Annotated in this window: 4 protein-coding genes; 3 read left to right on the forward strand and 1 reads right to left on the reverse strand. The window is 67.6% G+C overall.

The features are described 5' to 3' along the window. Positions 1-291: 291 nt before the first annotated feature. Together JMF90_RS25370 and JMF90_RS25375 are read left to right on the forward strand one after the other, a co-directional pair. Positions 292-1,653, forward strand: a complete 1,362-nt coding sequence (locus JMF90_RS25370) for a condensation domain-containing protein (RefSeq protein ID WP_011548591.1) — start codon at positions 292-294, stop codon at positions 1,651-1,653. A 56-nt stretch (positions 1,654-1,709) separates the two neighbouring features. After that, positions 1,710-3,056 (forward strand): aspartate aminotransferase family protein, encoded by a 1,347-nt coding sequence (locus tag JMF90_RS25375; RefSeq protein ID WP_011548592.1) that lies wholly within the window; start codon positions 1,710-1,712, stop codon positions 3,054-3,056. Positions 3,057-3,079: 23 nt separating this feature from the next. On the opposite strand, the gene JMF90_RS25380 is transcribed toward JMF90_RS25375, so the two are convergent. Continuing rightward, positions 3,080-3,895, reverse strand: a complete 816-nt coding sequence (locus tag JMF90_RS25380) for a helix-turn-helix transcriptional regulator (protein ID WP_006479993.1) — start codon at positions 3,893-3,895, stop codon at positions 3,080-3,082. A 196-nt stretch (positions 3,896-4,091) separates the two neighbouring features. Between JMF90_RS25380 and JMF90_RS25385 the strand changes: the two genes are divergently transcribed. Next, on the forward strand, positions 4,092-4,510 hold a 419-nt coding region (locus JMF90_RS25385), incomplete at its 3' end, for an autoinducer binding domain-containing protein (RefSeq protein WP_201325572.1).

Below are 4,510 nucleotides of genomic sequence, written 5' to 3' on the forward strand. Positions count from 1 at the left end.
AATTTCAGGCGTCGATGCCAAATAAGCTGCCAATTTGCCGCCTATTCAGAACGGACATTCTCATATTCTTTCCGGACCAGACTATTCACCCATCCATCAAAGCCTTTACTGGCAAGGACTTTACGAATTACCGACAAAACCGCACGGAATTGACAGCCGCAAATTGGACTGTCTAGGATAAGAATTGCGATTCATCAAAAAATGAAATGCACGATGCGAATATGTATTTTTCATTAAACAAATACACGCATTTAATTCATCCACCGGAATAAGCTTTCCAGGAGAAACGACGTGATCGATTCGACGCTTCAATTGCCGCTGTCCGCGCCGCAGCGGGATTTCTGGGAGGCCGCCCTCGCGTATCCCGTCCCGTCGACGCATATCTACGCGGCCGAGTATTTCGAGATTCGCGGCGCACTCGACACCGACGCATTCGAACGCGCGCTGCGGCAGGTGATTCGCGAGGCGCAGACGTTGCACACGACGCGGATCGTGCTGGATGGCGACACGCCCGTGCGCGTGCTCGACGCCGCGCTCGCCGACGACTGGGCACTCGAACGCGTGGACCTCGCCGGCACGAAAGACGCGCACGCCGTCGCGCTCGCCGGCATGCGTGCGCACTGCACGGGCGCGATCGAACTGGCGCGCGGGCCGTTCTTCCGCCACACGCTGTACCGCATCGCACCGGATCACTACTACTGGTATCACGGCTACGCGCACATCCTGGTCGACGGCTATTCGGGCAGCCTGATCGCCACCCGCGCCGCCGAGCTGTACAGCGCGTTCGCGGCAGGCGCCAAGGCACCGCCCGCGCGCTTCGCGTCGCTCGCCGAGCTGCAACTCGACGAAGACGCGTACCGCGCGTCCGAACAGTTCGCGCACGATCGCCGCTACTGGCTCGAACGCTTCGCGGACCAGCCGCGCACGGTCACGCTCGCCGGCCCCGCGCGCTTTCCCGAGCGCGACGACGGGCCCGACCTGCGCGAGACGCGTATCGCGAGCGCAAGCGAGAGCGCACGCATCGAGGCGGTCGCCAAGGGGCTCTTCACGTCGACGGTGCCGCGGCTCGTCACCGCGCTGACCGCCGCCTACCTGTACCTGAACACCGGCGCGCACGACATCGTGCTGTCGGTCGCCGCGATGGCGCGCACGTCGGCACGGGAGCGCCGCACGCCGACGCAGTGCGCGAACATGCTGCCGCTGCGCCTGCACGTCGAGCCGGGCCACACGCTCGACGACCTGTGCCGCCAGGCGAACCGCGAGATGACCGCGCTGCGCCAGCACCAGCGCTACCGGATGGGCGACCTGCACCGCGAACTGACGTCGCTCGACAACGGCCAGGGCGTGTTCGGCCCCGAGATCAACATCATGGCGTTCGACTACGACCTGCGGTTCGGCGACTGCGTGACGACGTCGCACAACCTGTCGGTCGGCACCACCGACGACCTGATGGTGAACCTGACCGACCGCCGCAACGGCGAACCGCTGCGCTTCGACTTCGACGCGAGCCCGCAGTACTACAGTCGCGACGCGCTGAACGCCCACGTCGGCCAGTTCCTGACGTTCATGCGCGTGGCGCTCGACGAACCGTTCGCGACGCTCGGCGCCCTCGAAAGCCGGCTCGACTTTCAACCGGCGGCGCTCGCCGGCTGAAAATCGTCTGCGTCACCGTGTTGCCCCATCCAACCGAATCACTACGGAGTCCTGTCATGTCCTATTCGGAATCGCGCTTCTGGCATCCCCGGCAACATCCGCTCGCCGCGTCGCGCTCGCCGATCCGCATCACGCGCGGCGAAGGCTGCTACCTGTACGACGACACCGGCCGGCCGTATCTCGACGCGGTCGCGTCGCTGTTCAACGTGTACGTCGGCCACGGCCGGCGGGAGATCAAGGAAGCGATCGTCCGGCAGCTCGACGAACTCGAATATCACCCGGTGTTCGCCGGGTTCAGCCATCCGCGCGCGGAAGAACTGTCGGCGCGGCTGATCGACATGCTCCAGCCGGAAGACATGAGCCGCGTAATCTTCGGCTCCGGCGGCTCGGACGCCGTCGAGGCCGCGCTGATGATCGCGCGGCAGTACTGGAAGGTGTCCGGGCAGCCCGAGCGCACCAAGTTCATCGCGCTGCGCCAGGCCTATCACGGCTCGCACTTCGGCGGCAGCTCCGTCACCGGCAACACCGTCTACCGGCGCAACTACGAGCCGGCGCTCGCCGGCTGCTTCCACGTCGAGACGCCGTGGATCTATCGCAACCCGTTCACGCATGACCCAGAGGAACTCGGCCGGCTGTGCGCGTCGCTCGTCGAGCGCGAGATCCTGTTCCAGGGGCCCGACACCGTGGCCGCCTTCATCGCCGAACCGGTGCAGGCGACCGGCGGCATCATCGTGCCGCCCGCGAACTACTGGCCGCTGGTGCGCGAAGTGTGCGACCGCCACGGCGTGCTGCTGATCGCCGACGAAGTGGTGACGGGCTTCGGGCGGACCGGCGCCGCGTTCGGCAGCCGCGGCTGGGGCGTCGCGCCGGACATCATGTGCCTGGCGAAGGGCGTGTCGTCGGGATATCTGCCGCTCGGTGCGACCGTCGTCAACCGCCGCATCGAGAACGCGTTCGCGTCCAACCCGGGCGGCATCGGCACGCTGATGCACGGCTACACCTACTCGGGCCATCCGATCGTCTGCGCGGCCGCGCTCGCGAACCTGCAGATCATCGTCGACGAGGATCTCGCCGGCAACGCGGCGCGCGAAGGTGCGTACCTGCTGGAGCGGCTGCAGCCGCTCGTCGACCGCTATCCGGTGGTCGGCGACGTGCGCGGCAAGGGGCTGCTGGTCGGCATCGACCTCGTGAAGGACAAGGCGACGCGCGAATCGATCGAGCCGTCGGACGGCTATGCGGCCGCGCTCGCCGACGCGGCGCGCGATGCGGGCGTGCTGATCCGCTCGCTCGGCAACCGGCTCGCGATCGCGCCGCCGCTCGTGATCGGTCGCGAGGACGTCGACCGGATCGTGCACGCGGTCGAGCACGCGTTCGAAACGGTGCCGCGCTGGACCGCACGCTGAGCGCGGCAGCGGGGCGGCGGCGCTCAGCGCGCCGCCGCTTCCGCGGCAGCGAGGTACTGGCTCGGCGTGACGCCGAACGCGCGCTTGAAGGTGGCCGCATAGGTGGTCGGGCTGCGATAGCCGACCTGATGCGCGGCCTGCGTGACGGGCATGCCGCTCGCGAGCAGCGCGAGCGACATCGACAGCCGCAGTTGCTGACGCCACGCGGCCACGCTCATGCCGGTCTCGCTGCGAAACAGGCGCGCCAGGTGGCGCGCGCTCAGCGCGGCGTCGCGCGCGAGCGTGTCGAGCGGCAACTCGCAGTGCGGCTCGCGCTGCAGCCGCTCGCACAGCTTCAGCAAGCGCCGGTCGCGCGGCAGCGGCAGCGTGAGCGGCGTCTGCGCGAGCTCGCTCAGTTCGTCGGCGAACAGGCGCGCGAGCGGATCGTGGTCGACGCTGCAATCGAACGGATGCGACACGCGCGTGGCGAGTTCGCGCAGCAGCGGCGATACCGTCATCGCGCACAGCGTGGCCGGCAGCCGCGCGCTGAGCGCGTCGCCGAGATAGAGCGAGCAGAGCTGGACGTCGTCGGCCACGCGCATCGCATGGACGGTGCGCGCCGGAATCCAGATCGCGCGCAGCGGCGGGGTGATCCAGCGCTGGCCTTCGACGTCGAGTACCAATACGCCGCGCGTCGTAAACAATAGTTGCCCGGCCTGATGCGCGTGCGGGGCATACTCGTGAGCAAGCGCGCGGGCGGGAGCCGACGCGCAGGGCGGTTCGATCGCGCGGATCCCGCCGAAGGCGAACGCGCGCGCACCGGCGCGCGCGAGGAGAGGCACGTCTTGAACGCTGGTCATGGTCGATCAGTCCTGATACGAAACCGGAGGGGTACCGCAACACGTGAAACGACGGGGGGACAGTGCCCGCACAAGCGGGCCCGTCGTGCGAACAGCCGCCATTAAACCGGCGTCGGCTTCGCCTCAAAACTGTCCTTTTGAACAGGATACGCGCGGGCCGCAATGCACGGCCCGCCCACACCGACGAGGATCACCGATGGACCTGACAATACTGCACGACTGTTTCGACGCACTACAACGCGCGCCCACCGCGGAAGCCGCGTTTCCGCCGATTGCCGCCGCTGCGGCCGCGCTCGGGTTCCGGTATTGCGTGTACGGCTTGCGCCGCACGCTGCCGCTCGCCCGGCCCGACCTGCAGATCGTCGGCAATCATCCACGCGAATGGGAACACCGTTATGTGAAATTCGGCTACGTGACGATCGATCCGATCATCAAGCGGGTCGCGAGCCAGCCGCGGCCGGTCGTATGGAATGCGTTCGACGAGCCGGGCGACACCGCGTTCTGGCACGACGCGGCGTGCTTCGGGATGCGTTACGGCTGGTCGCACGGCGGCTACGACCGGGCCGGCAATCTCGGCGTGCTGACGCTCGTGCGCGACACGACGCCGCTCGACGC

Origin of the sequence: Burkholderia sp. E168m23, assembly GCF_016586125.1 — a bacterium.
GTDB classification, from domain to species: domain Bacteria; phylum Pseudomonadota; class Gammaproteobacteria; order Burkholderiales; family Burkholderiaceae; genus Burkholderia; species Burkholderia orbicola.

Bases quoted from the DNA above. Each gene is read 5' to 3' on its own strand.
- JMF90_RS25375 (WP_011548592.1), top strand. From the start codon at position 1,710: ATGTCCTATTCGGAATCGCGCTTCTGGCATCCCCGGCAACATCCGCTC.
- JMF90_RS25380 (WP_006479993.1), bottom strand. From the start codon at position 3,895: ATGACCAGCGTTCAAGACGTGCCTCTCCTCGCGCGCGCCGGTGCGCGC.